Raw genomic sequence first — 23,131 nt, 5'->3', positions numbered from 1 at the left:
GGGGTGCATGACCTTGGCGGGGTGTTCCGTTACATTGGCAGGCCGGTTTTCCGGCCTGTTCCAGTTGCGGCCGGACGGTTCCATTGGGGGAAATGTCTTGCGTATCCTGCTAGTCGGCGACGAAGCCAGCCTGTCGGCCGAACTCCTCGAGTACATCACCGACCTGGGCGAGGACTGGCAGGTCCAGACCGCTCCGGACGGCAATGCCGCCATCGCCACGGTGGCGTCCAGCCCCATCGACGCCGTCATCGTCGCCCCGGCGCTGCCCGACCTCACGCCCGCCACCCTGCTCGGCCAGATCCGCACCCTGCGCCCGGAAACGATCCGCATCGCGCTGATCGAAGCCGCGCACAGCCAGCGCGCGCCCTCGGCCCGCATCATCGGCGTGGCGCACCGCTTCCTGCCGCTGCCGCTGTCGCCCGAGGTGCTGCTGGAGGCGCTGACCAGCCTGGAAGAGCTGCGCGACCTGCTGGACAGCCCGCGCCTGCGCGCGGCCATCGGCCGCATCGAGAAACTGCCGTCGCCGCCGCACCTGTACCTGAGCCTGATGCATGCGCTGGAGGAGGACGAGAACAGCGATGCCAGCGATATCGCCAAGCTGGTGTCGGCCGACCCGGCCATCGCCGCCAAGGTGCTGCAGCTGTCCAACTCCGCCTTCTTCAACACTGGCCGGGCGATTTCCGACCTGCGCGGCGCGGTGACCCGGCTGGGCCTGTCCACGCTGCGCGACCTGGTGCTCGCCAGCGAGGTGTTCTCGGTGCCGTCGGTGTCCCCGGCCGAGCGCAACGCACTGCAGGCACGCGCGCTGACCGCATCGCGCCTGGCCGCCAGGATGCTCCCGTCCTCCAGCGCCGAGCTGGGCTCGACTGCTGCCCTGCTGGCCGATATCGGCCTGCTGTTGCCCGGCGTGCGCGACGCGCGCGAGCCGGCGGCCGAGGGCGACGACCGCCCGGGCCACGACGAGGCCGGCGCCTACCTGCTGGGGCTGTGGGGCCTGCCGATGCCGATCATCGAAGCGGTCGCGTTCCACCTGCAGCCGCAGCGTTCGAACGTACGCAGCTTCTGGGTCACCGGCGCCGTGCACGTGGCAACGGCACTGGCCAGCGGCAACCCGGTGGACGAGCAGTACCTGGAACGCACCGCGGTGCTGCCGCGGCTCCAAGGCTGGCGCGAGATGGCCAGCGACCTCGCCGGGCTGTCCGACATCGCCTGAGGCGGGATCTCCCCCTGCCTTGCCTGGAACGGCCGCACCCGATGCGGCCGTTTCCGTTTGCGTGTCCATCAGCCGAACCTGCGCGGCCACGGCCCCCGTAGCGATCCGTGCGCACCCAGCGGCGCGATCACAGCCGCCGGCGGATGACGCACCCTGCCGGCGCGCCGCCACCGTCCGCATGCGGCCACCCGCGCAAAAGAAGAAGGGCGGGCCTTGCGGCCCGCCCTTCGTCATGCTGCACAGAACTTCGATGGATCAGAAGCGCTGGGTGTACTTCATGTAGATGAAGCGACCGATGTCGAAGCCGCCGTAGTAGGCGAAATCGCTGTTCGGTGCCGAGTACTGCAGCGAGCCACGGTGGTTGAACACGTTGTTCGCACCGAGGGCGATGGTGGCATTCCACGGTGCCTTGTAGTTGACCTGCAGGTCGTGGAAGGTGTTGGAACCGGTGCTGCGCAGCGGTTCCCACTCGCCATTGGCGTAACGGTCGGACAGGTCGCACCAGCCGTCAGCCAGGCTGACGCAGCCTTCCTTCATGCCCGAGTAGTAGCGCGCGGTGTAGGTGGCACCGAAGCTGCCGTACTCCCAGTTCACGCCCAGGTTCGAACGCACGCGGAAGATGCCCGGGCTGCCGACGTTGCCGATGATGATCTTGTCGCCGGCCTTGTTCTGGCCGACTTCATCGTACTTGGCGGTGTAGGTGGTCTGCCAATCCAGCGAGATCTGGCCGATGGCCAGTTCCGGCAGGCGGTACTTGACGCCCAGGTCGTAGCCTTCGGTCTCCATCTGGCCCAGGTTGGCCAGGCCGTAGAACATCTCGGTGATGTGACCATCGGCGGCACGCACGATACCGGCGCAACGGCTGCTGTTGCCCAGCACGTAGCAGTCGCGCAGGATGCGGTCGACGCTATCGGAGATGATCATGTCGTTGATCTGGTAGTTGTACCAGTCAAGCGAGATGTCCAGGCCCTGCACCCAGCGCGGGCTCCACACCAGACCGACGGTCTTGCTGGTGGAGGTTTCCGGCTTGAGGTTCGGGTTGGAACCGGAGATGAACTGGTCCGGGGTCGCGCACGGCCAGGTGGTGCACGGAATCAGGCCCTGACCCAGCTGCTTGTAGTCCGGAGCGACGCCCGCGGCGGTGCAGGCGGCATTGCCGGCGACGCTGCCGGCCACGCCGACCGAGCACGGATCGGTGTACTTCTCGAAGCTGGAACCCAGGCCGCCGTACATGTTGTCGACCGACGGCGCACGGAAGCCCTGGGCGTAGGTACCGCGGACCAGCAGCTCATCGAGCGGACGCCAGGTGACGCCGAACTTGCCGTTCATGGTGCCGCCGAAGTTGCTGTAGTCCGAGTAACGGCCGGCGACGTTGACGGTCAGTTCCTTGGCGAAGGCCATGTCGGCCAGCACCGGGATGTTCAGTTCGAGGTAGACCTCGTCCAGCTCGTACTTGCCGTTGGTGGTGGTCTGGCCCAGGCCGGTGTACTCGCCGGACTGCATGAAGGCGTCCGGCACGAAGCGGCCTTCTTCCTCGCGGTGTTCGACGCCGATGGCGAAGCCCAGGTCACCCGCCGGCAGGGTCATGATCGAACCGGCCAGGTCAGCGGTGAACGAGGTGGTCTTGGTGAAGGCGTCCGGCACGAAGCGGCCTTCTTCCTCGCGGTGTTCGACGCCGATGGCGAAGCCCAGGTCACCCGCCGGCAGGGTCATGATCGAACCGGCCAGGTCAGCGGTGAACGAGGTGGTCTTGGTCACGCCGGTGGTGGTGAAGGACGGGAACAGGAAGTTCTGCAGGTCCTTGTTGTCCAGCGAACCGGGGCCGGCGACGCCGGCCGGCAGCAGCGGGTTCCACGCATAGCAGCCTTCGATCGGCTTGGCAGCGGTGCCGCAGCGGGCAACGCCGTTGGCGTCGATGAACGACGGGCCCAGCGCCTGGCGCGCGGCGATCAGGCTCATGTCGCCGTGGTTGGTCTTGGTCGACTCGTTGCGGTTGAACAGCGCACCGACGTTCCAGTCGAACGACTTGTCGGCGAACTCGAAGAAGCCGCTGATGGTCGGCGCAAAGCGCAGGGTCTTGAGCTTGCTTTCGGTGGTACGCGGCATTTCCCACAGACGGCGGCGGAACTCGACGTCCTGGCCGATCGGGTTGAACGCACTGTCGGCCGACAGCGGGGTGCCGAACGACTGCGACTGGTACGGGTAGCCGGCGATCTGCTGATCGGTGGTGCGCTCGTTGTACAGGATGTCCGCGTTGAACGAGACGTTGTCGGTGAAATCGTAGTTGCCGTTCACGTAGACCGACTTACGCTCAATGCCGGTCTGCAGCATCATCTGCTGGTTGGCGTTGGCGTACTCGGCCGGGGTGATCGGGTGGTAGTCGTTCGGGTTGGTCGGATCGCCACCCGGATTCAGCGTCTGCCAGATCGGGGTCTTGTCCTTGGTCGGCTTGCAGTCGCCGAACACGCGCGGATCGCACCACACGCCGTTCGGACCGATCGGGCTCAGGTCAGCGGGGGTGGTGTTGGGACCCTTGCCGCCGTCGCGGGAGAACCAGCGGTCCTTGGCCATCACCGGGTCCTGCTTCGAGTACTCGGCGGACAGGGTGATGCCACCACGCTCGCCTTCCGAACCCATGGTGAAGGAGTACTGGTTGGTTTCGCCGTCGCCCTCGCCGTACTGGCCCAGGTAGACCTGCGCTTCAGCCCCGTCGAACCGCTTGCGGGTGATCACGTTGACCACGCCGGCGATGGCGTCGGAACCGTAGATGGCCGAGGCGCCGTCCTTCAGGACTTCAATGCGCTCGATGGCGGACATCGGGATCTGGCTCAGATCCTGGTAACCACCCGTGGTGGCGCCCAGGCGCTTGCCGTTCATCAGCACCAGGGTGCGGTTGGCGCCCAGGTTGCGGATGTCGATGTAGTAGCCACCCACGTTCTCGCCCGAAGCCAGGGCTTCGGAACGGGAGATTGCCGGCGAACCCGCCGAGGTCATGTTCTGCAGTACGTCGGCGACCGAGGTGTAGCCCTGCTTTTCCAGGTTTTCACGGGTCAGGGTCAGGATCGGCTGCTGCGTCTCCATGTTGGCGCCGCGGATGCGCGAACCGGTGACTTCCAGGCGGTCCAGGGTGGTGGCGCCGGCAGTGGCGTCCTGCGCCGAAGCGAACGCAGGAGTCAGCGCAATGGCAATGCCAGCCGGGAGCAGGCCCAACCGCACGGCGGGAGTACGAAAATTCATCAATCTCTCCGATTACGTTAGTGGTGCGTTAAAACACCCCCGAACGTTACGTTCGTACCGAAGCCATGGGTTTGCGCGAAGCAGTCGCAGACTTTGCCGATTGTGGCGGAAGGCCGGCACAGACCGCCTCGCGGTAACGGCTGGCCGGGACCCCGAAACGGGCGCGGAAGGCGCGGGCGAAACTGCAGCAGTTGTCAAAACCGCTGGCCGCGGCGACTTCGCTGATCATCATGTCGGTATCGCGCAGCAGCATGGCCGCACGCTCCAGGCGCAGGCGCGCGGACAGCGACTGCGGGCTTTCCTCGTACAGGCACTGGAAGGTCTTGGACAGGTACCAACTGGAGAAGTTGGTCAGCTCGGCCAGCTCGCCGATGCGCACCACGCGGTGGCTGTTGCCCTCCAGGTACATGCGCGCGCGCTGCATGCGGCTGAACACCTGGCGCTTGCGCAGGCGCGACCGTCCCGGGCAGCGCTGCACGCCCTCGGAATAGTCCCGCTGCAGCGACGCCACGTGCAGCAGCAGCGGGCGCAGGACATGCGAGCCCGGCTCCCTGGCCTGCGCCTCGCGCCACAGGTGCAGCGCCGTGCGCGCCTCGGCCCGGCTCATGAGGCCATGCCCGGCGTACAGCCCGCTGTCGGCCAGGTCGCCCAGGGTACGCAGCGCATTGGCATCCAGCGCCACGCCGATGCACAGCCCGTCGCGGCTGGCCTGGATCAGCGGCCGCGAGTCCTTCTCGAACGCGATCCATTCACGCTGGCGCAGGCGGAAGCGGCCTTCCCTGGATTCGACCCAGGCGCTGCCGCGCAACTGCATCCACACGGTGAACACGGTTCCCGAGGTCTGCAGGCTGCCCAGGCGGGCCACCCCCACGCAGTTCGGACGCGGACCGTCCTCGGGCTGTTTCTCGAACGAAACCGACTGACCGCGATCGACCCAGGCCACCTGTCGCATGACTCACCATCATTTGCCTTCAATGGCCGATGGTTTTGCCAACTCTGGCGGCAGCGGTCAGGAAGTTACGACGATAACCTTCCGAATTCTTCCGGAACCGCGGACGAAGAAATCACGAATCCGGTTTTCCCAATACCGGCAACCACTTGAGCACGCCGAGCGATGGCCGCGAAGCGCTCTCCGGCACCGGCATGATGCCGATGTCGGTGCCATCGGAAACCGCCAGCGCCACATACACCGCATCACCATCGGGAGCTACGCTGAAGCCATTGGTGGCGCTGGCTGCCCACGCCTCCAGACAGCGTGACGGCTGCGACTGGTCGAGCCGGCTCAGCTGCACCGCGCAGCCGCCGTCCTGGCGCAGATAGGCCACCGCGCCCTCGGCACCGAGGGCCCAGGTGCGGAAGCGCCAGCGGGTCGGCACTTCCCCGCTGAGCTCACGAAAGCTGGCCTGCGAGAGGGCGGCATCGGCCGACCACAGGCCGCCCTCCGCCAGCCGGGTGAACAACACCCGCTGCGTGGCGCGGTCGTAGCGCACCTGCGACGCACCGGGCACCTGCGCAAGGCGCCGCCAGCGGTCGCCGCCACGGTCGAACAACGACAGCGTGACCAGCCCGTCATCCTCGCTGCCGATCACGAAGACCAGGTTGGCAGTGGGGCCATAGACGGCCTGCAACGGTTCGCCGACGGGAACCGGCAGGCGCTTCCACTGCCCCTGCTCGGGCGCCACCTCGTAGATGCCCGGTCGCCCATCATCATCGCGCCCGCTGACCAGCACCTGCTGGCTGTCGGCCAACCAGTCCGGCGACTGACGTGCTTCAGGGCGAAAGCCCTCCACAGGGCGCAGCGAATCGGGCTGCCCCAGGCGTGCCCACCACAGCGCGAATGCGCCGGAGCGGTTGGAGGTGAACACCAGTTGCTGGCCATCGGGTGCGATCATCGGCTGCGCATCGCGCCCCATCGACGCGAACAGCCGCTCCTTGCGCTCGGGATGATCGAGCGGTACCCGGAACAGGCCGAACTGCGGTGCGCGGTGCACGAAGGCAAGCAGCTTGCCCATGCCGGCCACGCTCGGGCTCTGCGCATCGTCCACGCCCAGGTCCTTCAACAGGCCCGAACGCAGGTCCACCTGGTACAGCCGGGACTCGCTGTCGATCCGCCGTCCGAACACGATGGCGTGCTCGTCCAGCCAGGCCCAGCCACGCATCTCCGCACTGCCGCTGGTGATGCGGCGGGCACCGCCGCCGTCGGCGGCCATCACCCACACCCCGCCCACCTGCGGGTTACGGATGAATCCAAGCTGGTGGCCGCTGGGCGAATAGCGCGGTGCATAGTCGAAATCGCCCTCGCCGCGTTCGTAATCCAGCGCCGTCCAGCGCCCGGTCGCCAGTTCGAGGGTGCGGATGCCGGGTGCGCCATGGCGGCCGGTCATCGAGCCGAACACCAATCCGCGCCCGTCGGGCATCCAGCTGAAGCTCAGCATCTCGGCGCCATCGCACGCGGTGGCGCGGCGCGCACTGCCGCCGGTGGCGCCGACCACCAGGACCTCGCAGCTGCCATCGGCACGAAAACGTGCGAACGCGATCTCGCGCCCGTCCGGCGACCATGCCGGGAACCTGTCCTTGGCCCCGGCGGGTGCCTTCACCAGCGTCGCCGAGGTAGTGCTGCCGGTACTCTGCACCTTGAGCGTGGAGCCCCCATCGCTTTCGTCGGCAAACGCCACCAGTGCGCCGTCGGGCGACAACGCCGGGAACGTCCCGAACCCCTGTCTTGCGGTGATCAGGCGGTAGGGCCGCTGCGGACTGCCGACCACGCCGGTGCCGTCGGCCGTGGCCGCGTCCAGCGCACTCTCGGGCGCCGGGCGCTGCCACAGCAACCAGGCCATCGTCAGCGAACTGAACAGCAACAGCAGCCCCGCCGCCAGCAGCAGCCTGCGGCGTGCCCGGCGCCAGAATCCGCTGCGCGGAGGTGCCGCGGCGCTGGAGAACTCAACGACCGGCGCAGGCCCGGCCGCAGCCACCGCGCTTCCGCCAGGTTCCTGCGCCTGCGCACCGACCGCCGACGCTTCCCGCTCATCCTCCGGTTCCCATGCCACAGGGGCGCGCAGGCGATAGCCGGTCTTGGCGATCGTCTCGATGTACTCCTGTCCCTGCGGGAACGCACCGCCGGCAGACAACGCCTTGCGCAGCTGGGTCACCGCCTGGGTCAGTACGTCGTTGGTCGGCAGGGTATCGGGCCATACCTGGGCGAACAGCTCGTCGCGGGTCACCACATTGCCGGCACCGCGCGCCAACACCAGCAGCACGCCGATCGCCTTGGGGGTGAGCCGCACGCTGCGACGGGCACCGGGCGCATGCACCTCGCGCGACGGCAGGACGATCAGGCAATCGCCGATATGCAGGCGTTCAGTGTTGGAAAGATCGCTGTCGATGGGTTCCATGCCGGTCAGGGAGTAAATCGCTGGAGGGCATCGTCCTGTGCCCGCCCCCTGGTGGTGATGCCGCCAGTGAACCGCCAAATTCCGCAAATGGCGTCAACGCTATGAGCAAATGTTTCAAGGCGCGCGGATATTAGCCTATGGCAGTTACCCGTGTACCCACGCGGGACGACATCAGGCCCTCTCTCGCCGACGCAACGCACATAATCCGCTTCAGAATTCGCGCCCCCCGGGCGCGTTTTTTTATCTTCCGTTCATCCTTTGGCCAGCACGGGCCCAGGGTCGACACGCCGCAAACCCATGGGATCGCAGCGTATGCGGCCATCGACGCATCGCCACGCCATCTCCACGCGATCGCCGTCGGCGTACGCGATTCAACTAGCTGAAGAAAACCTAAAGAGGCGTTCACGGCGCGACCCGCGACAGGCACGTGATGCAGGCACGTCGTCGCTGGACAACGTGCCTGCACCCGGGCAACGCGGCATGCATGTGCCGTGCCCGGCGCATCCTCACTCGACGCGGTACACCTGCGCGCCCTGGTCGCGGAACGCCTTGGACATCTCCTCCATTCCCGCCTCGAGCGCCCGGGTGTCATCCAGTCCGTGCTCGGCCGCGTAGTCGCGCACGTCCTGGGTGATCTTCATCGAGCAGAAGTGCGGACCGCACATCGAGCAGAAATGGGCGAGCTTGTGCGCGTCCTTGGGCAGGGTCTCGTCATGGAACTCCTGTGCCTTTTCCGGATCCAGGCCGAGGTGGAACTGGTCCTGCCAGCGGAATTCGAAGCGGGCCTTGGACAGCGCGTTGTCGCGGACCTGGGCACCGGGGTGGCCCTTGGCCAGGTCGGCCGCATGCGCGGCGATCTTGTAGGCCATGATCCCATCGCGCACATCCTGGCGGTTCGGCAGTCCGAGGTGTTCCTTCGGCGTGACGTAGCAGAGCATCGCGGTGCCGTACCAGCCGATCATCGCCGCACCGATCGCGCTGGTGATGTGGTCGTAGCCCGGTGCGATGTCGGTGGTCAGCGGGCCGAGGGTGTAGAACGGCGCCTCGCCGCACTCGCGCAGCTGCTTGTCCATGTTTTCCCTGATCAGCTGCATCGGCACGTGGCCGGGGCCTTCGATCATGGTCTGCACGTCGTGCTTCCAGGCGACCCTGGTCAGTTCGCCCAGCGTTTCCAGCTCGCCGAACTGCGCCGCGTCGTTGGCATCGGCGATGCACCCGGGGCGCAGGCCATCGCCCAGCGAGAAGGCCACGTCATAGGCCTTCATGATTTCGCAGATATCCTCGAAATGGGTGTAGAGGAAGTTCTCCTTGTGGTGCGCCAGGCACCACTTGGCCATGATCGAGCCGCCGCGCGAAACAATGCCGGTGGTGCGCTTCGCGGTCAGCGGCACGTAGCGCAGCAGCACGCCGGCGTGGATCGTGAAGTAGTCCACGCCCTGCTCGGCCTGCTCGATCAGGGTGTCGCGGAAGATCTCCCAGGTCAGTTCCTCGGCGCGGCCATCGACCTTCTCCAGCGCCTGGTAGATCGGCACCGTGCCGATCGGCACCGGCGAGTTGCGGATGATCCACTCGCGGGTTTCATGGATGTGTCTGCCGGTGGACAGGTCCATCACCGTGTCGCCGCCCCAGCGGATCGCCCACACCAGCTTCTCCACCTCCCCGGCGATGCCCGAGGACACCGCGCTGTTGCCGATGTTGGCGTTGATCTTGGTGAGGAAGTTGCGACCGATGATCATCGGCTCGCTTTCCGGGTGGTTGATGTTGCAGGGCAGGATCGCGCGGCCGCGGGCGATTTCGTCGCGCACGAACTCGGGGGTGATGCGGGGCGGAATGGCGGCGCCGAAGTGCTCGCCCGGGTGCTGCTTCAGCAGATGCGCTTCGTGCACCGCCTCCAGCCGCTGGTTCTCGCGGATCGCGACGAACTCCATCTCCGGGGTGATGATGCCGCGACGCGCGTAGTGCATCTGGGTGACGTTGGCGCCGGCGCGCGCACGGCGCGGCAGGCTGCGCGCGGGAAAGCGCACCGCGTCGAGCGCCGGATCACGCTCGCGGCCACGGCCGAACGCCGAACCGAGCTGCTCCACGCATTCGCTGTCGCCGCGCTCCTCGATCCATGCGCTGCGCAGCGCCGGCAGGCCGGCGCACAGGTCGATCCGCACGTCCGGATCGGTGTACGGGCCGGACGTGTCGTACACGGTGACCGGCGGGTTGTGCTCGCCGCCGAACAGGGTGGGCGTGCGGGTCAGCACGATCTCGCGCATCGGCACACGCAGGTCCGGGCGCGTGCCGGGCACGTGGATCTTGCGTGAGCCGGGGATCGGCTGCGTGACCGATCCGGATAGTTGCTGTGCCTGCTGCTGCAGGGCGGAAAGCGGTGCATTCATCGGGCGTCGTCCTGTTGGAGGCCCGCGCGGATGCACGGGCCGGACGAAGCGGAGGCGCATTGCCGCCGGCCCATGGACGCACCTTGGGCAGGCGTCCACGCGACGGGGCAATGCGAAGCTTCCCTACGCCGGTATCAACCGGATCAGGTTCCAAGGGACTGTCTCAACCGTGGCGACATGGCCGCGGTACCCCCGCTTCGGGCGGCATTAGAACATGAAGCGGCCACATGGGTGGAAAACGCGGCCGATGCGTGGCCATGCCCGTTCCGGCGCGGCGGGCCGGGGCCACTAACGGAATCGTGACATCGCATTCAGTAGGATGCGCCGCCGCCGCATTCATGCGGCCCCGTGCCGCCGTGCCGGCACCGCCTCTTCCGCGCCTGTTCGTGGCCGGTTCCGTTGCAAGCCCTGGCTCGCTCCCCCATCCCCAGATCGGAGAAGCTCCTCCATGGTGTTTCGTGTTTCCATCGCGCTGGTCGCCGTACTGGTGCTGCTGGCCGGCATCGCCCCCGGCCCGTTCAACGACGTGGTGCAGGCCGCGCTGGCCGAGGTCGTGCGCAGCGTCGGCTGGCTGTACCTGCTGATCGTGTTCCTGACGTTGAGCTTCCTGCTGTATCTGGCGTTCGGCCGCTTCGGCAACCTGCGCATCGGTGGCGAGGACGCCGAACCGGACTTCTCCCGCGCCAGCTGGCTGGCGATGCTGTTCGCCACCGGCATGGGCATCGGCCTGGTGTTCTGGGGCGCGGCCGAGCCGATCTCGCATTTCGCCACGCCGCCCGAGGGGCTGGCGCCGCAGAGCGTGGACGCGGCGCGTGCGGCGATGCGCTACGCATTCTTCCACTGGGGCCTGCACCCATGGGCGATCTACGCGCTGATCGGGCTGGCGATGGCCTGGTTCCAGTACAATCGCAACGGCCGCGGCCTGGTCAGCGACATGCTGCAGCCGCTGATCGGCCGCCATCACCGCGGCGCCATCGGCCACGCGGTCAACATCGCCGCGGTCGTGGCCACCGCGATCGGCGTGGCCACCACGCTGGGCTTCGGCACCATCCAGATCGCCGCCGGCGTGCAGCGCGTGTTCGGCATCACCGCCAGCGTTACCGTGCAGCTGGTCATCATCGCCACCGCATTCGTGCTGTACATGGCCTCGACCCTGAGCGGCGTGGACCGCGGCATCAAGTGGTTGTCCAACTGCAACCTGCTGCTGGCGGCACTGCTGCTGGCCGCGGTGCTGGTACTGGGCCCGAGCGGCTTCATCTTCGACACCTTCACCACCACGCTCGGCGCCTACCTCAACCAGCTGGTGACGATGAGCCTGCGCATGTCGCCGTTCTCCGGCAGCACCTGGGTGGCCGACTGGACGATCTTCTACTGGGCCTGGTGGATCGCCTGGGCGCCGTTCGTGGGCGCGTTCATCGCCCGCGTGTCGCGTGGGCGCAGCGTGCGCGAGTTCGTGGTCGGCGTGGTGCTGGCGCCGACACTGCTCGGCTTCCTGTGGTTCTCGGTGTTCGGCGGCAGCGCGCTTTGGGCGCAGCTCACCGGCCATGCCGACCTGCTGCAGGCGCTGGGCAACGGCTACGAGACGGTACTGTTCGCGCTGTTCGACAGCCTGCCCGGCGGCGTGCTGTTGTCGGCGGTGGCACTGGTGCTGCTGGTGATCTTCTTCGTCACCTCGGCCGATTCAGCGGTGCTGGTGCTGGCCAGCATGTCCACCGACGAGGCCGGCGACCCGCCGCCGGCGCGCAAGGCGGTATGGGGCGTGGCCGTGGCGCTGATCGCCGCGGTCCTGCTGCTGGCCGGCGGGCTGGACGCGCTGCAGGGCATGATCACGATTGCCGCCCTGCCGTTCGCGCTGCTGATGGTGGTGGTGATGGTCTGCCTGTACCGCGTGCTGGACCTGGAATACCAGCTCGAGCGGCGCCGCGCGCAGCGCGCGCGGCATGCGGTGCAGGCCTGGATCGAACGCGAGATGGCCGCGCAGGACGACGCCCGCACCGCGGCGCGGGCACCGGAGCGCGACTGACGCCCTGCCCCGGCGACGCGCGCGGCGGGCGCCTCAGTAGCCCGCCGCCTGGCCGTCCTTGCGGCTTTCCGACGCACCGTAGTACACGCCGGTCATCGGGTCGCGCATGATCGCCTGGTAGCCGCCGTACGGGCCATCGGCGAACACCACGCGGTGGCCCTTGCGCATCAGCGCGCGGATGGTCTCGTAGGGGAACCCGGTCTCCAGGTTGACCTCGCCGCCATCGCGCATCGCCGTGCCCTGCCCGGTCGGCTCGGTGGAACCCTCGTGCTGGATGCGCGGCGCGTCGCCGGCTTCCTGCAGGTTCATGCCGAAGTCCACCAGGTTCATCACGATCTGCGCATGGCCCTGCGGCTGCATCGCCCCGCCCATCACGCCGAAGCTGGCGAACGGCTTGCCGTCGCGGGTGATGAAGGCCGGGATGATGGTCTGGAACGGACGCTTGCCCGGCGCATAGCCGTTGGGATGGTTGTCCTGCAGCACGAACATCTCGCCGCGGTCCTGCAGGATGAAGCCCAGCCCCGGCGGCGCCATGCCGCTGCCCATGCCGCGGTAGTTGGACTGGATCAGCGAGACCATCATGCCGTCGGCATCGGCCACGGTCATGTAGATGGTGTCGCCCTCCTCCAGTTGCTTCGGCGTACCCGGCTGCGCTTCCTTCAGCGCCGAGTCCATTGAGATCAGCGCGCGCCGCCGGGCGGCATAGTCCTTGGACACCAGCCGCTGTACCGGCGCCGGCGAGAATGCCGGATCGGCGTAGAAGCGCGCGCGATCGGCGAAGGCCAGCTTCTTTGCCTCGACGAACAGGTGCACGTGCTCGGGCGAGCCGAACGGGATCTTCGTGAAGTCGTAGCCTTCCAGGATGTTGAGGATCTGCAGCGCGGCGATGCCCTGGCTGTTGGGCGGCAGTTCCCACACGTCGTAGCCGCGGTAATTGCTGCTTACCGGCTCGACCCATTCGCCATGGTGGCCGGCCATGTCCTCATAGGAAAGGAAACCGCCGTTGGCCTTGAAATAGGCGTCGATGGTGCGGGCGATGTCGCCCTTGTAGAACGCGTCGCGGCCGCCGTCGGCGATCTTCTGCAGGGTGTCGGCAAGGTTAGGGTTGCGCCACAGCTCGCCCTTGCGCGGCGCCCGGCCGTCGACGGTGAACTGTTCCTTGAAGCCGGGGTACTGCGACAGGCGCGGCACCGAGCGGTCCCAGTAGTACGCGATCACCTCGGCCACCGGGTGGCCGTCGCGCGCATAGCGGATCGCCGGAGCCAGGTTGTCGGCCATTGGTTTGCGCCCGAAGCGCGCGTGCAGCGCGAACCAGCCATCGACCGCACCCGGCACCGACACCGGCAGCGGCCCGGTGGCCGGGATCTCCTTGAGCCCGCGGCGCTGGAACTCGGCCAGGGTGAGCGACTTCGGCGAGCGGCCCGAGCCGTTGTAGCCATGCAGCTTCTGCGTCTTCGGGTCCCACACGATGGCGAACAGGTCGCCACCGATGCCGTTGCCGGTCGGCTCCATCAGGCCGAGCGCGGCGTTCGCGGCGATCGCCGCGTCCACCGCCGAGCCGCCGGATTTCATCACGTCCAGCGCGATCTGCGTGGCCAGTGGCTGCGAAGTCGCGGCCATCGCATGCGGCGCGATCACTTCCGAACGGGTGGCAAAGCCCGGCCCGGTGATGCGGTCGGCGGCATGCAGGGCAGGAATGGCAAGACAGGACAGCAGCAACAGCGGCAGGCGTTTCATCGGCGGAACCGGCAACCAGGACGGATGCCGACGATAACCGGGCCACCGCTGCCTGCGCATGTGCCACCCCATACGCCACCGTGTCCACATCCAGGCATCGCGCCCCGCGCGGCGCGGGTACAGCATCCGCCGCTGCACGCAGGATGACCGGCGCGGTGCTCTTACGTTCCTCTTACGTCCGTGCCCTATCACGTTGCCCCGAAACAACACACGCCTGCCGGTGCCCGCTGCACCGGTGGGCAGCGCAGGTTTCCATCAAAGGGGCAATCCAATGCAAATGTCTTCCCAGCGCCGCCAGGGCGGCTTCACCCTCGTCGAGATGGCCGTGGTGCTGGTCATCATCGGCGTGATCATCGGCGCGGTCATGATCGGCCGCGACGTGCAGCGCAACGCCGAGTACACCCGCATCAAGCAGAAGTTCGTCGACCAGTGGGTGGTCACCTACAACAGCTACCACCAGCGCTACGGCGCGCCGATCGGCGACAACCAGTCCGCGCCGCAGCTGATGGTCAATGGTAGCCACTTCACCGGCTTCTCCGGCGGCGACATGAGCCAGAACGCCACCGAACCGGCGCTGATCTGCTCCGGCACCGATGCGCTGCCGACCAGCAACGGCCTGACCCGCACCCGCGAGGGCGACACCGGCTTCGACCTGCGCGACCTGGTGCGCAAGGCCGGCATCACCCTGCCGCCGGGCCGCGGCGAGGGCAAGGAAGACCGCTACGCCTACCTGGACACCAACGGCAACCCGCAGGAAATCCGCGTGTGCTTCGGCTGGAACCGGCCCGGCACGCTGTGGGGCTCGGGCAACTCGATGATCATCACCGGGCTGACCCCGGACCTGGCGCGCGCGCTGGACCAGATGATCGACGGCAAGCCCGACGCCAGCAACGGCGCCTTCCGCCAGGTCGGCATCCAGGCCCGTACCGCCACCGCATCCGGCGGCGCGACCTCGGCCAACGCCATCGGCGCCGAATGGGGCGGCAACAACACCGGTTCGATGTCCTCGGCCGTCACCGACGGCCAGACCTTCGGCACCGGCAGCGACGACGACCAGGTCATGACCGTCGTCGCCAGCTACAAGATGAACCAGTAAGCCGATGCGCCGGCCCTCCCTGCTCGCACGCCTGCGCCACTCGCGCCGCACCTCGCTGCTGCTGTTCGCCGCCACCCTGGCTTCGCTGGTGGTGGCGGCGGTGTGGTTCATCAAGGAACGCTCGGCCCTGGCCGACGCCTACCAGCGCCTGGGCGACCGCAACCAGTTGTTGTCCGAGGCCAAGGTGCGCGAACAGGAGACGCGGCTGCGCGTGGAGCACGCCAACTCCGCGCGCCAGCTGCTGGCCAGCGCCCAGGCCAACGGCCTGGTGCCGGGCGCATGGGGCGAACGCCTGATCAACCTGCGCCAGAGCCAGATGCACCGCGAGGAAGCGCTGCCGCTGCTGGCCACCGTGCAGCGCTCGCCCGACCACCTGTTCGGCGCCGAATCCTTCGAGATCGCCGTCACCCATCCGGACGAGGGGCTGTTCGACCCGCCCGGCAGCCTCGACCGCCGGCCCGCGCCGCTGTCGCTGACCCTGCGCGGCAGCCTGCTGTTCCAGACCGCCGACGACGCCGGCACCCACGGGAATCCCCTGCCATGAGCCTGCTCCACGTCATCCAGCAACAGGGCCACTGGCTGCTGTTCGACGGCGCCACCGTCACCCGCAGCGAGGGCCGCCCGCGGCTGGCCGGCGCTGCGGTGGTGGTCAGTGATTTCGAGAATGCGGTCAGCAACGTCATTTCGCTCGAAGGCAGCCCCGCGCATGCGGTGGCCCTGATCGAACGACGGCTGCGTTCGGACGGCATGATCGACGGCGAAAGCAAGATCCTGATCCACCGCACGCGCAGCATCGGCGCCGGCTACCAGACCCTGTTCACCGCGGTCCCGCTGGACCTGTGGCAGCAGACGTATGCCTGGGCCGAGGCGCAGCCGGACCATTGCCTGCTGATTCCCTTCACCTCGCTGCTGTTCAAGTCGCTCAAGCCGGGCGTGGGGCTGGTACTGCAGTCCGGTCGCCAGGTCAGCGTGCTGGCCGTGCTCAAGCACGACATGATCTACCGCACCGCGCTGGCCTACAGCGAAGACCCGTCGGACATGGCGATGACCGTCGGCGCGCTCGCCGAGCAGTTCGCCGAGGACCTCGGCAACGGCGAGGACAGCCTGGAGCCGCTGGCCCTGCAATGGTGCCCGGTACTGGTGCCGCGCCCGGACGAAGGCCAGCCTTGGAGCGACGACGCACTGCGCGAGGTCTTTGCCGTGCGCAGCGGCCTGCGGGTCGACAGCGTGCCGCTGCGCGTGGTGCGCGACGAGCATGGCAACGAATACCGCAGCGGCATCGGCTGGATCCAGTCCCAGGCCCGGCCGGGCATCGCCATCAACCCGGCATCCAGCCGCCTGGCCTGGAGCGCCGAGTCGCTGTTGCCGATAGCCAGCGCCGCGTCGCTGGTGTTCACCCTGATCCTCGCCGCGCTGGGCGCCCGCTGGGCGCTGACCGGCAGCGAGGCCAGCGCCCGTGCCGACCAGGTGGGGACCGAGATCGAGGCGATCGAGCAACGCATCGCCGCGATGCAGGCGCAGCAGGCCATGCCCGAGGGCTTCGCCAGCGTGCAGGCGTTCATCGAACGCGCCACGCGCCTGCATGACGGCGCCGATCCCAGCGCCAGCCTGGCCCAGGTGCGCGATGCCGCCGCCGGGCAGGTGCGCATCCTGCGGGTGAAGCTGGAAGAGCCGCCAGCCGCACCGCGCAATCCCGGCATGCCGGCCGCACCCACCCCGCCGCCGGGCGACTACACGCTGCGCGTGGACGGCGTGGCCGATCCCTGGCGCGGCACGCCGGGAATGCAGGTCCCGGCCTTCGTCGAAGGCCTGCGCCGGGCCGGGTTCGACCCGCAGCCCGTCGACCCGCAGGGCGGTGGCATGAACACCCGTTCGGCCGGCGGCTTCTTCTCCTACCTGCTCAAGCGCCCGTCGGTTCCGGCGGCAGAGGTCCGTCCATGAAGATCAAGTTCATCGCCGCCTTCGCGCTCGTGGTCTGGCTGGCGGTCACCGGCTGGCTGGCGACGATGGTCGTGGTCAAGCCCGCCGTGCTGCAGCTGGGCAACGATGCCGACGAAACCGCCGCCATGGTGGAACTGCGCGGCGCCATCGCCCACAACCAGAAGATGCAGGCGCAGGTCGAACGGCTGCGCCGCAGCGCCCCCATCGGCGACGGCCAGCCCCTGCTGGCCCTGCCGCTGGCCACGCCGCCCGCCAGCGAAGGCGGCCCGTCGTCCGCCCTCGCTGGCGGTGCGGAAACGGCCGTCGCGCACGCCGTCTCGCTGGTGCTGATCACCAATGGCCGCCCCAGTGCGGTCATCGACGGCCAGCGCGTGCAGCGCGGCTCGCGGCTGGCCAGCGGTGCGCGCGTGGACGCCATCGGCCCGGACTGGGTGCGCATCCGCAACGCCGCCGGCGAGCTGGCCACGCTGCCGGTGCCCTCGCCCTATGGCAACGGCACGGGGGAACGTCGATGAACGCCCGCTACAGGAAGCCCCTGCTGTGGGGTGCAGGCCTGATCGCCGGCGGCACCCTGGCGATCCTGGCGGTGCGGCATTTTGGCGGCGACGCCGCGCCCGCCGCCCCGGTGGCGGCCGCGGCACAAGCCCAACCGGCCGCCGCCGAACCGCAGGCCGCGCAAGCGGGTGCGGACACGCCGCCGTGGATGCAGGCCGAAGAACCCGCGGCCGCCGGCACCGCCATACAACGCGCCGCGGCCACCGCGTCGCCGCCTGCCGCCGCCACGGCCACGGACATCCACCGCTCGCTGGCCGACATCCGCCTGAAATCCGGCAACAACATGCGCATGGCCGACGACCTGCTGGCCCAGCTCGACCAGCTGGAGAAATCCGGCAAGGCGCCCGCGGACGTGCGCCTGGACGCACTGCGCAACAACCTGCTGATCGCCAAGCGCGCGCAGGCCCTGGCCGTGGAGCTGGCCGAGTCCACGCAGAAGCCGGACAGCCCGGCGCAGCGCCAGCGCAATGCCGCCATCCTGGCCGAACTGCAGCAGATGCAGGGCCAGCTGCGCTACGACGTGGCGCCGGCCAACCTGCCCGCGGCACCGGGCCGGGCGCAGTGACATGCAGCCACGCCACCGCCCCGCACGGCTCGGCCCCGGCACCCGCAGCGGCTTTTCGCTGGTGGAGCTTGCGGTGGTCGTCAGCGTGCTCGGGCTGCTGACCATGACCGCGCTGTCAGCCTTCGACAATCTCGGCCAGGCACGCCGCCACAATGCCGCCCGCGCCCATGCGGAGACCGCACGGCAGGCGCTGCACGCCTTCGCGCTGCGCAACAAGCGGCTGCCCTGCCCCGACCAGTCGAGCACCGGCGACACCGGCTTCGAGGGCAGCAACGGCACCTGCAGCGCCAACGGCAATGTCGGCTGGCTGCCCTATGCCAGCCTCGGGCTGGACGTTCCGGTACGCGGCGAACGCCTGCGTTATGGCGTGCATCGCGGGACCGCCAGCACCGACCTGGTGGTACCGGTACGCGAATCGGCCGACCAGCCCGACCTGGAGTACGCCGGCGGCTTCGGCTCGGCGCTGTCGCGCATCGTCGCCGCCAACACCATCGCCCCGCTGCCCAGCCAGCCGCACTACATCAGTGGCGGCACGCCCACGCAGTGCGCCGGCGGTGGTACCGGCACGCGCATGGTCAACCCCGCCTTCGTGCTGGTGGCCCCGGTCGGCGCGCGCGACGGCGGCAGTGGCGATGCCGCTTTCGATGGCGCCAACAACCGCGCTTTCGCCCAGGGCAACGGCACCTGCGTCACCCCTCCCGACTACCCCGGCGATGAGCGCTACGACGATCTCGTCGTCGCCGAAAGCGCCACCGCCCTGCTCGGCTGGCTGATGGCCACCACGCGCTGACCGCCGATGCCCTTCCCTCTGCCTTCCACCGCATCCTTCCAAGGTACAGAACCGATGAATCCCAACGCCCGCACCGCCCGCGTCCCACGCCGCCCCACGGTCAGAACGCTCGTCAGCGCGATCGGCGCGTTGGCGCTGACCGCCTGCAGCAACATGCCGCCACGCAGCGTCCAGGAGCTCCCGCCGACCGAGTACAAGGCGCTGGAGCGCAGCGGCAACGCCATCGTCGAGGAATCCAGGAAGCTCGCCAGCCAGCAGGACCGCATGCGCGAACAGGTCGAGCAGCGCCTGCAGCAGCAGGCCGACGCCGTCGCGCCGGTGGCGCCGGCCTACGACCCGCTGGAAAACACCGTGGTCAGCATCAGCATGTTCAACGCCGACGTCGGCCAGCTGCTGTGGGCGCTGGCCGACGAGCTGAAGATGAACCTGATCGTCGACCCGCAGGTGCTGGAGCAGCGCCAGCGCACCAGCCTGCACCTGCGCAACGTCAGCGCACGCGAGGTCTACAACCACATCCTCGACGCGTTCGACCTGCACGGCGAGATCCGCGGCGGCGCGCTGGTGGTGGGGCAGATGCGCGAACGCATCTTCAACGTCGACCTGCTCAACTCCAGCACCTCCTTCGACCTGTCCACCGGCGGCGACGTGTTCGGTGCTGGCATCCAGAGTGCCGGCGGCGGCGGCCAGTCGCTGCGCGGCACGCTCACCATGAGCGGCAGCGTCGGCAAGGACAACGACCCCTACAAGCAGCTGGACGCCGCGATCAAGGTGATCCTGGGCAGCGACGAACAGGCCACCACCGCCGGCGGACCGGATGCGCCGCCGGCGCCGGAAAAGAGCCGCTACAGCCTGGATCCCAGCTCCGGCACGCTGTTCGTCCGCGCCCGCCCGTCGCAGATCCGCGCGGTGGAGGAGCTGGTCGGCCACACCACCAGCAAGATGCGCCGCCAGGTCCTGGTCGAAGCGCAGATCCTGGACGTGTCGCTCAACGACAACTTCCAGTACGGCGTGGACTGGAACCTGCTGCGCAACCGCGTTGCCGGCATCTACGGCGACAGCCCGGCCACCATCGCGCCGATGCCCGGCACGCCCGCCAATCCCGACCTCGGCATCCCGGAAAACCCCAACCTGCTGCCGTACCAGCGCTATGGCCGCTATGGCGACCAGGCCCGCAACATCATCTTCCCCAACCAGACGCTGGGCTCGGTGGCCGGGCGCGGGCTGGGCATCAGCTACCTGACGGACACCTTTTCGGCCGCGCTCAACGCGCTGCGCACCTTCGGCAACGTCAAGGTGCTGTCCAACCCCAGCGTGCGCGTGCGCAACGGCAGCCCGGCCTACCTGAGCGTGGGCTCCAACATCCGCTACGTCACCAAGTCCACCAGCAACTTCTCCAACACCGGTGGCGGCAGCGCCTACAACCAGTCCACCGACATCCAGACCGATTCGCTGTTCTCCGGCGTGGTGATCGGCGTGGCCCCGGTCGTGCACGACAACGGCGGCGTCGAACTGCTGGTGCACCCGATGCAGACCGAGGTGGTGCCCGGCAGCCTGGAACTGCAGAAGTTCCCCAACGGCAACGCCGTCACCCTGCCGGTGGTCAACGTCAAGGGCATCACCACCACGCTCAACCTGCGCGATGGCGACACCGTGCTGCTCGGCGGCCTGATCGACCAGAAAGCCAACCTCAACGACAGCGGCATCCCCGGCCTGTCCGACGTGCCGGCCTTCGGCAAGCTGTTCGGCTCGCGCGCCAAGCAGCAGAGCACCCGCGAACTGGTGCTGGTGCTGCGGGTGAAGGTGATATGAGCCTGATCCACGACGCGCTGCGGGAACAGGACGGGCCGGCGCTGCCGGTGCGCCCGGCGCCCCGCGCGTCCTGGTGGGCACGGCAGTCGCCGCGCGCGCGCGGCACCGCGCTGTTCGCGGCGGCCGGCCTGGGCGGCTTCGTACTGGCCGGTGCGGTGCTGCTTGGGCTCGGCGGACGCGGTACCAGCGCACCGCCGGCGCACGCCGCCGAGGCGCCCGCCCCGGCACTGCCCGCCACCGCGCCCGTCGTCACGCTTCCCACGACGGCCAGCGCGCCGCCGCCCTCCATGCCGGACGTGATCCACGCACCCGCCGCGGCGCCGGCAACGGCGAGTGCCGCGGTGCCGCGGCCGGCGCAATCGCCGGATCCCGCGCCGCCCGCCATCGCCGTGCAGGAACCGCCCGTGGCCGACACCCACGCCGCCAGCACGGCGGTTGCTGCTGTGCCGGTCGCCGCCACTCCGGCCCCCGCCCGCACCGCGCCGCAGCCGATGGCCACAGCCAGCGAAGGCACCGCGCCCGCCATCCGCATCGAGGTCGAACGCCGCAACGGCGCGGCACCCGCCGATGGTGGCCGTGACGGCCGCGCGGTGGAACAGGCCGTGGCCGACGTCGAGCGCGCAATGGCCGGCGGCGACCTGGCCAACGCCCGCCAGGCGCTGGCGCGGCTGGATGGCCTGCTGGCGCCCGAAAGCCTGACCCTGCTGCGCATGCAGGCCTGGGTCGCGCACGCCGGCAACGACACCGCACGGGCCGAAACGCTGTACCGCAGGATCGCCGAGCGGGTTCCCGAAGACGTCAATGCCGGCGTCAACATCGCCCTGCTCGACGCCCGCCGCGGCGATGCCGACGCCGCCCGCACGCGGCTGGTGCGGCTGTCCGGGCGCCATCCGCGCTCGCCGCAGGTCGCCCGTGCGCTGGCCGAACTGGGCAGCACCGCGCCATGAACCCGGCCCTCGCCCGCCACCTGCAGACGCTGGGACTGGAACGCGCGCCGTTCCCACCCACGCCCGATGCGGCGGCGTGGTTCCAGACCGCACGGCTGGAGACCGAGCGGGTCGAAGCGGCGCACTGCCTGCGCACCCGCGCCGGATTCGTGCTGCTGACCGGCGAGATCGGCACCGGCAAGAGCACCTTCCTGCGCCGGCTGCTCGGCGCGCTCGGCGGCGAGGGCATGGTCACCTCGCTGGTGTTCAACACCTTCCTGCAGGGCCCGGACCTGCTGGCCGCGGTGCTGCGCGATTTCGGGCTGGAAGCGCGCGGCACCCCGGCGGCGGACATCGACACGCTCAACCGCTTCCTGGTCAAGCAATGGCGCGCGCAGGTCACCTGCGTGCTGATGATCGACGACGCGCAGAACCTGACCCTGGAAAGCCTGGAGCTGCTGCGCCTGCTCACCAACCTGGAGACCGGCCAGGAGAAGCTGCTGCAGATCGTCCTGGCCGGGCAGCCGGAGCTGCGCGACAACCTGGAGCAACCCGGCATCCGCCAGCTGACCAGCCGCATCTGCAAGCACGTGCAGCTCGACGTCCTGGCCGCCGACGAAGTACAGCGCTACGTGCACTGCCGCCTGGATGCGGCCGGCAACCCCAGCCCCGGCATCCGCCTGCGCGCCGATGCCGCGCAGGCGCTGCACCGCGCCAGCGGCGGCAACCCGCGGCGCATCCACCAGATCATGGACCGCTGCCTGTACGGCCTGTACGCGTTGCCGGCGCATGCGCGGGTGATCGATCCGGCACTGGTGCGCACCGCCGCCGCCGAGGCCGGCGCCCACCCCCTGGCCCGCCGCCTGCGGCGTGCCAGGCCGTCACTGGCGACCGCCGCCTCGCTCACCGGGGCGCTCGCCGCCACCGTGCTTTTCCTGGCCCTGCGCGGCACCGACTCGCGCGCCGAGGACACGCCGCCCACGCCCGTGCCGGCGCAGTCCAGCGGCCCGTCCACCCGTGCCGATGACGCCGACTGGAACGCCTGCCTGCGCCGCCTCGGCCAGGCCGACGTGCAGGTGCAGGCGGTCACCGATACCTGGCTGGCACAGGTGCCCACGCGCGACGGCCTGTGCCTGCGCCAGCTGGCCGGCGGCTGGCAGGCGGGATGGCGCACGCGGCTGCGCGCGGAGGATTTCCTTGCCGCGCAGGACCAGCATGCGCGCGTGCGTGCGGTGCAGGCGCTGCTGCATGCCGAAGGCCTGTACACCGGCACCCTCGACGGCCTGTACGGGCCGCGGATGCGCGCGGCCATCGCGCACTTCCAGCAACGCAGCGGGCTGCCCGCCAGCGGCGCGCCCGACCCGGCGACCCTGTTCCTGTTCGACACCCTGCTGGCGGCCCCCGCCGCCACCTCGTCCACTTCCCCGGAAACGCAACACCATGGCAACGGTTGATCCCACCCC

The 23,131-nt window shown here is 69.2% G+C and carries 16 protein-coding genes, 1 pseudogene and 1 riboswitch; of the genes and pseudogenes, 11 read left to right on the top strand and 6 right to left on the bottom strand.

Annotated elements, in window-relative coordinates:
- Positions 1 to 97: 97 nt before the first annotated feature.
- Positions 98 to 1,213: an HDOD domain-containing protein gene (locus ABB33_RS15645; protein ID WP_056932694.1), complete on the top strand. Its 1,116-nt coding sequence runs from the start codon at positions 98 to 100 to the stop codon at positions 1,211 to 1,213.
- Between the two features lie 255 nt (positions 1,214 to 1,468).
- Here the strand turns inward: ABB33_RS15645 and ABB33_RS19315 are convergent, their stop codons facing one another.
- From ABB33_RS19315 to thiC, 5 genes and pseudogenes are all read right to left on the bottom strand, one after another.
- The gene (locus ABB33_RS19315; RefSeq protein WP_425513313.1) at positions 1,469 to 2,857 is read right to left on the bottom strand and encodes a TonB-dependent receptor domain-containing protein; all 1,389 of its coding nucleotides are present in this window, start codon (positions 2,855 to 2,857) and stop codon (positions 1,469 to 1,471) included.
- Positions 2,840 to 4,450 (bottom strand): annotated as a pseudogene (locus ABB33_RS19310) (TonB-dependent receptor plug domain-containing protein); the annotation flags it as partial. The pseudogene ABB33_RS19310 and the gene ABB33_RS19315, both read right to left, overlap by 18 nt.
- Positions 4,451 to 4,496: 46 nt before the next feature.
- Positions 4,497 to 5,402, bottom strand: a complete 906-nt coding sequence (locus ABB33_RS15635) for a helix-turn-helix domain-containing protein (RefSeq protein ID WP_056932692.1) — start codon at positions 5,400 to 5,402, stop codon at positions 4,497 to 4,499.
- 112 nt (positions 5,403 to 5,514) lie between these two features.
- On the bottom strand, positions 5,515 to 7,842 hold the full coding sequence (locus ABB33_RS15630; protein ID WP_056932691.1) for a winged helix-turn-helix domain-containing protein: 2,328 nt from the start codon (positions 7,840 to 7,842) through the stop codon (positions 5,515 to 5,517).
- Positions 7,843 to 8,348: 506 nt separating this feature from the next.
- Positions 8,349 to 10,226, bottom strand: coding sequence for a phosphomethylpyrimidine synthase ThiC (gene thiC / locus ABB33_RS15625; RefSeq protein ID WP_056932690.1), 1,878 nt, complete (start codon positions 10,224 to 10,226; stop codon positions 8,349 to 8,351).
- 102 nt (positions 10,227 to 10,328) lie between these two features.
- Positions 10,329 to 10,430: riboswitch (TPP riboswitch) on the bottom strand.
- 244 nt (positions 10,431 to 10,674) lie between these two features.
- Between thiC and ABB33_RS15620 the strand changes: the two genes are divergently transcribed.
- Complete coding sequence (locus ABB33_RS15620) at positions 10,675 to 12,249, top strand: BCCT family transporter (protein ID WP_056932689.1); 1,575 nt, start codon at positions 10,675 to 10,677, stop codon at positions 12,247 to 12,249.
- 33 nt (positions 12,250 to 12,282) lie between these two features.
- Here the strand turns inward: ABB33_RS15620 and ggt are convergent, their stop codons facing one another.
- Positions 12,283 to 13,986 (bottom strand): gamma-glutamyltransferase, encoded by a 1,704-nt coding sequence (gene ggt / locus ABB33_RS15615; protein WP_056932688.1) that lies wholly within the window; start codon positions 13,984 to 13,986, stop codon positions 12,283 to 12,285.
- A gap of 271 nt (positions 13,987 to 14,257) precedes the next feature.
- Between ggt and ABB33_RS19210 the strand changes: the two genes are divergently transcribed.
- From ABB33_RS19210 to ABB33_RS15570, 9 genes are read left to right on the top strand one after another with little or no spacing between them, the layout of a single operon-like run.
- Positions 14,258 to 15,082: a prepilin-type N-terminal cleavage/methylation domain-containing protein gene (locus ABB33_RS19210; RefSeq protein WP_056932687.1), complete on the top strand. Its 825-nt coding sequence runs from the start codon at positions 14,258 to 14,260 to the stop codon at positions 15,080 to 15,082.
- Positions 15,083 to 15,086: 4 nt separating this feature from the next.
- The gene (locus ABB33_RS15605) at positions 15,087 to 15,626 is read left to right on the top strand and encodes a hypothetical protein (protein ID WP_054667455.1); all 540 of its coding nucleotides are present in this window, start codon (positions 15,087 to 15,089) and stop codon (positions 15,624 to 15,626) included.
- On the top strand, positions 15,623 to 17,023 hold the full coding sequence (locus ABB33_RS15600; RefSeq protein ID WP_056932686.1) for a hypothetical protein: 1,401 nt from the start codon (positions 15,623 to 15,625) through the stop codon (positions 17,021 to 17,023). Before ABB33_RS15605 ends, ABB33_RS15600 begins: the two co-directional genes overlap by 4 nt.
- Complete coding sequence (locus tag ABB33_RS15595) at positions 17,020 to 17,538, top strand: hypothetical protein (RefSeq protein ID WP_054667458.1); 519 nt, start codon at positions 17,020 to 17,022, stop codon at positions 17,536 to 17,538. Before ABB33_RS15600 ends, ABB33_RS15595 begins: the two co-directional genes overlap by 4 nt.
- On the top strand, positions 17,535 to 18,143 hold the full coding sequence (locus ABB33_RS15590; RefSeq protein ID WP_056932685.1) for a hypothetical protein: 609 nt from the start codon (positions 17,535 to 17,537) through the stop codon (positions 18,141 to 18,143). The genes ABB33_RS15595 and ABB33_RS15590 overlap by 4 nt, the downstream gene beginning before the upstream one ends.
- 1 nt (position 18,144) lies before the next feature.
- Positions 18,145 to 18,933 (top strand): type II secretion system protein, encoded by a 789-nt coding sequence (locus ABB33_RS15585; RefSeq protein ID WP_056932684.1) that lies wholly within the window; start codon positions 18,145 to 18,147, stop codon positions 18,931 to 18,933.
- Positions 18,934 to 18,987: 54 nt separating this feature from the next.
- Entirely contained in the window at positions 18,988 to 20,742 is a 1,755-nt protein-coding gene (gene mshL, locus ABB33_RS15580) for a pilus (MSHA type) biogenesis protein MshL (protein ID WP_082394131.1), read from the top strand.
- Positions 20,739 to 21,689 carry a tetratricopeptide repeat protein gene (locus ABB33_RS15575; RefSeq protein WP_056932683.1) on the top strand — a complete coding sequence of 317 codons (951 nt, stop codon included), beginning with the start codon at positions 20,739 to 20,741 and terminating at the stop codon, positions 21,687 to 21,689. Before mshL ends, ABB33_RS15575 begins: the two co-directional genes overlap by 4 nt.
- Complete coding sequence (locus ABB33_RS15570) at positions 21,686 to 23,122, top strand: AAA family ATPase (RefSeq protein ID WP_056932682.1); 1,437 nt, start codon at positions 21,686 to 21,688, stop codon at positions 23,120 to 23,122. The genes ABB33_RS15575 and ABB33_RS15570 overlap by 4 nt, the downstream gene beginning before the upstream one ends.
- Positions 23,123 to 23,131 lie beyond the last annotated feature (9 nt).

Origin of the sequence: Stenotrophomonas acidaminiphila, assembly GCF_001431595.1 — a bacterium.
GTDB classification, from domain to species: domain Bacteria; phylum Pseudomonadota; class Gammaproteobacteria; order Xanthomonadales; family Xanthomonadaceae; genus Stenotrophomonas; species Stenotrophomonas acidaminiphila.
This window is presented reverse-complemented; position numbering and strand designations above follow the sequence as displayed.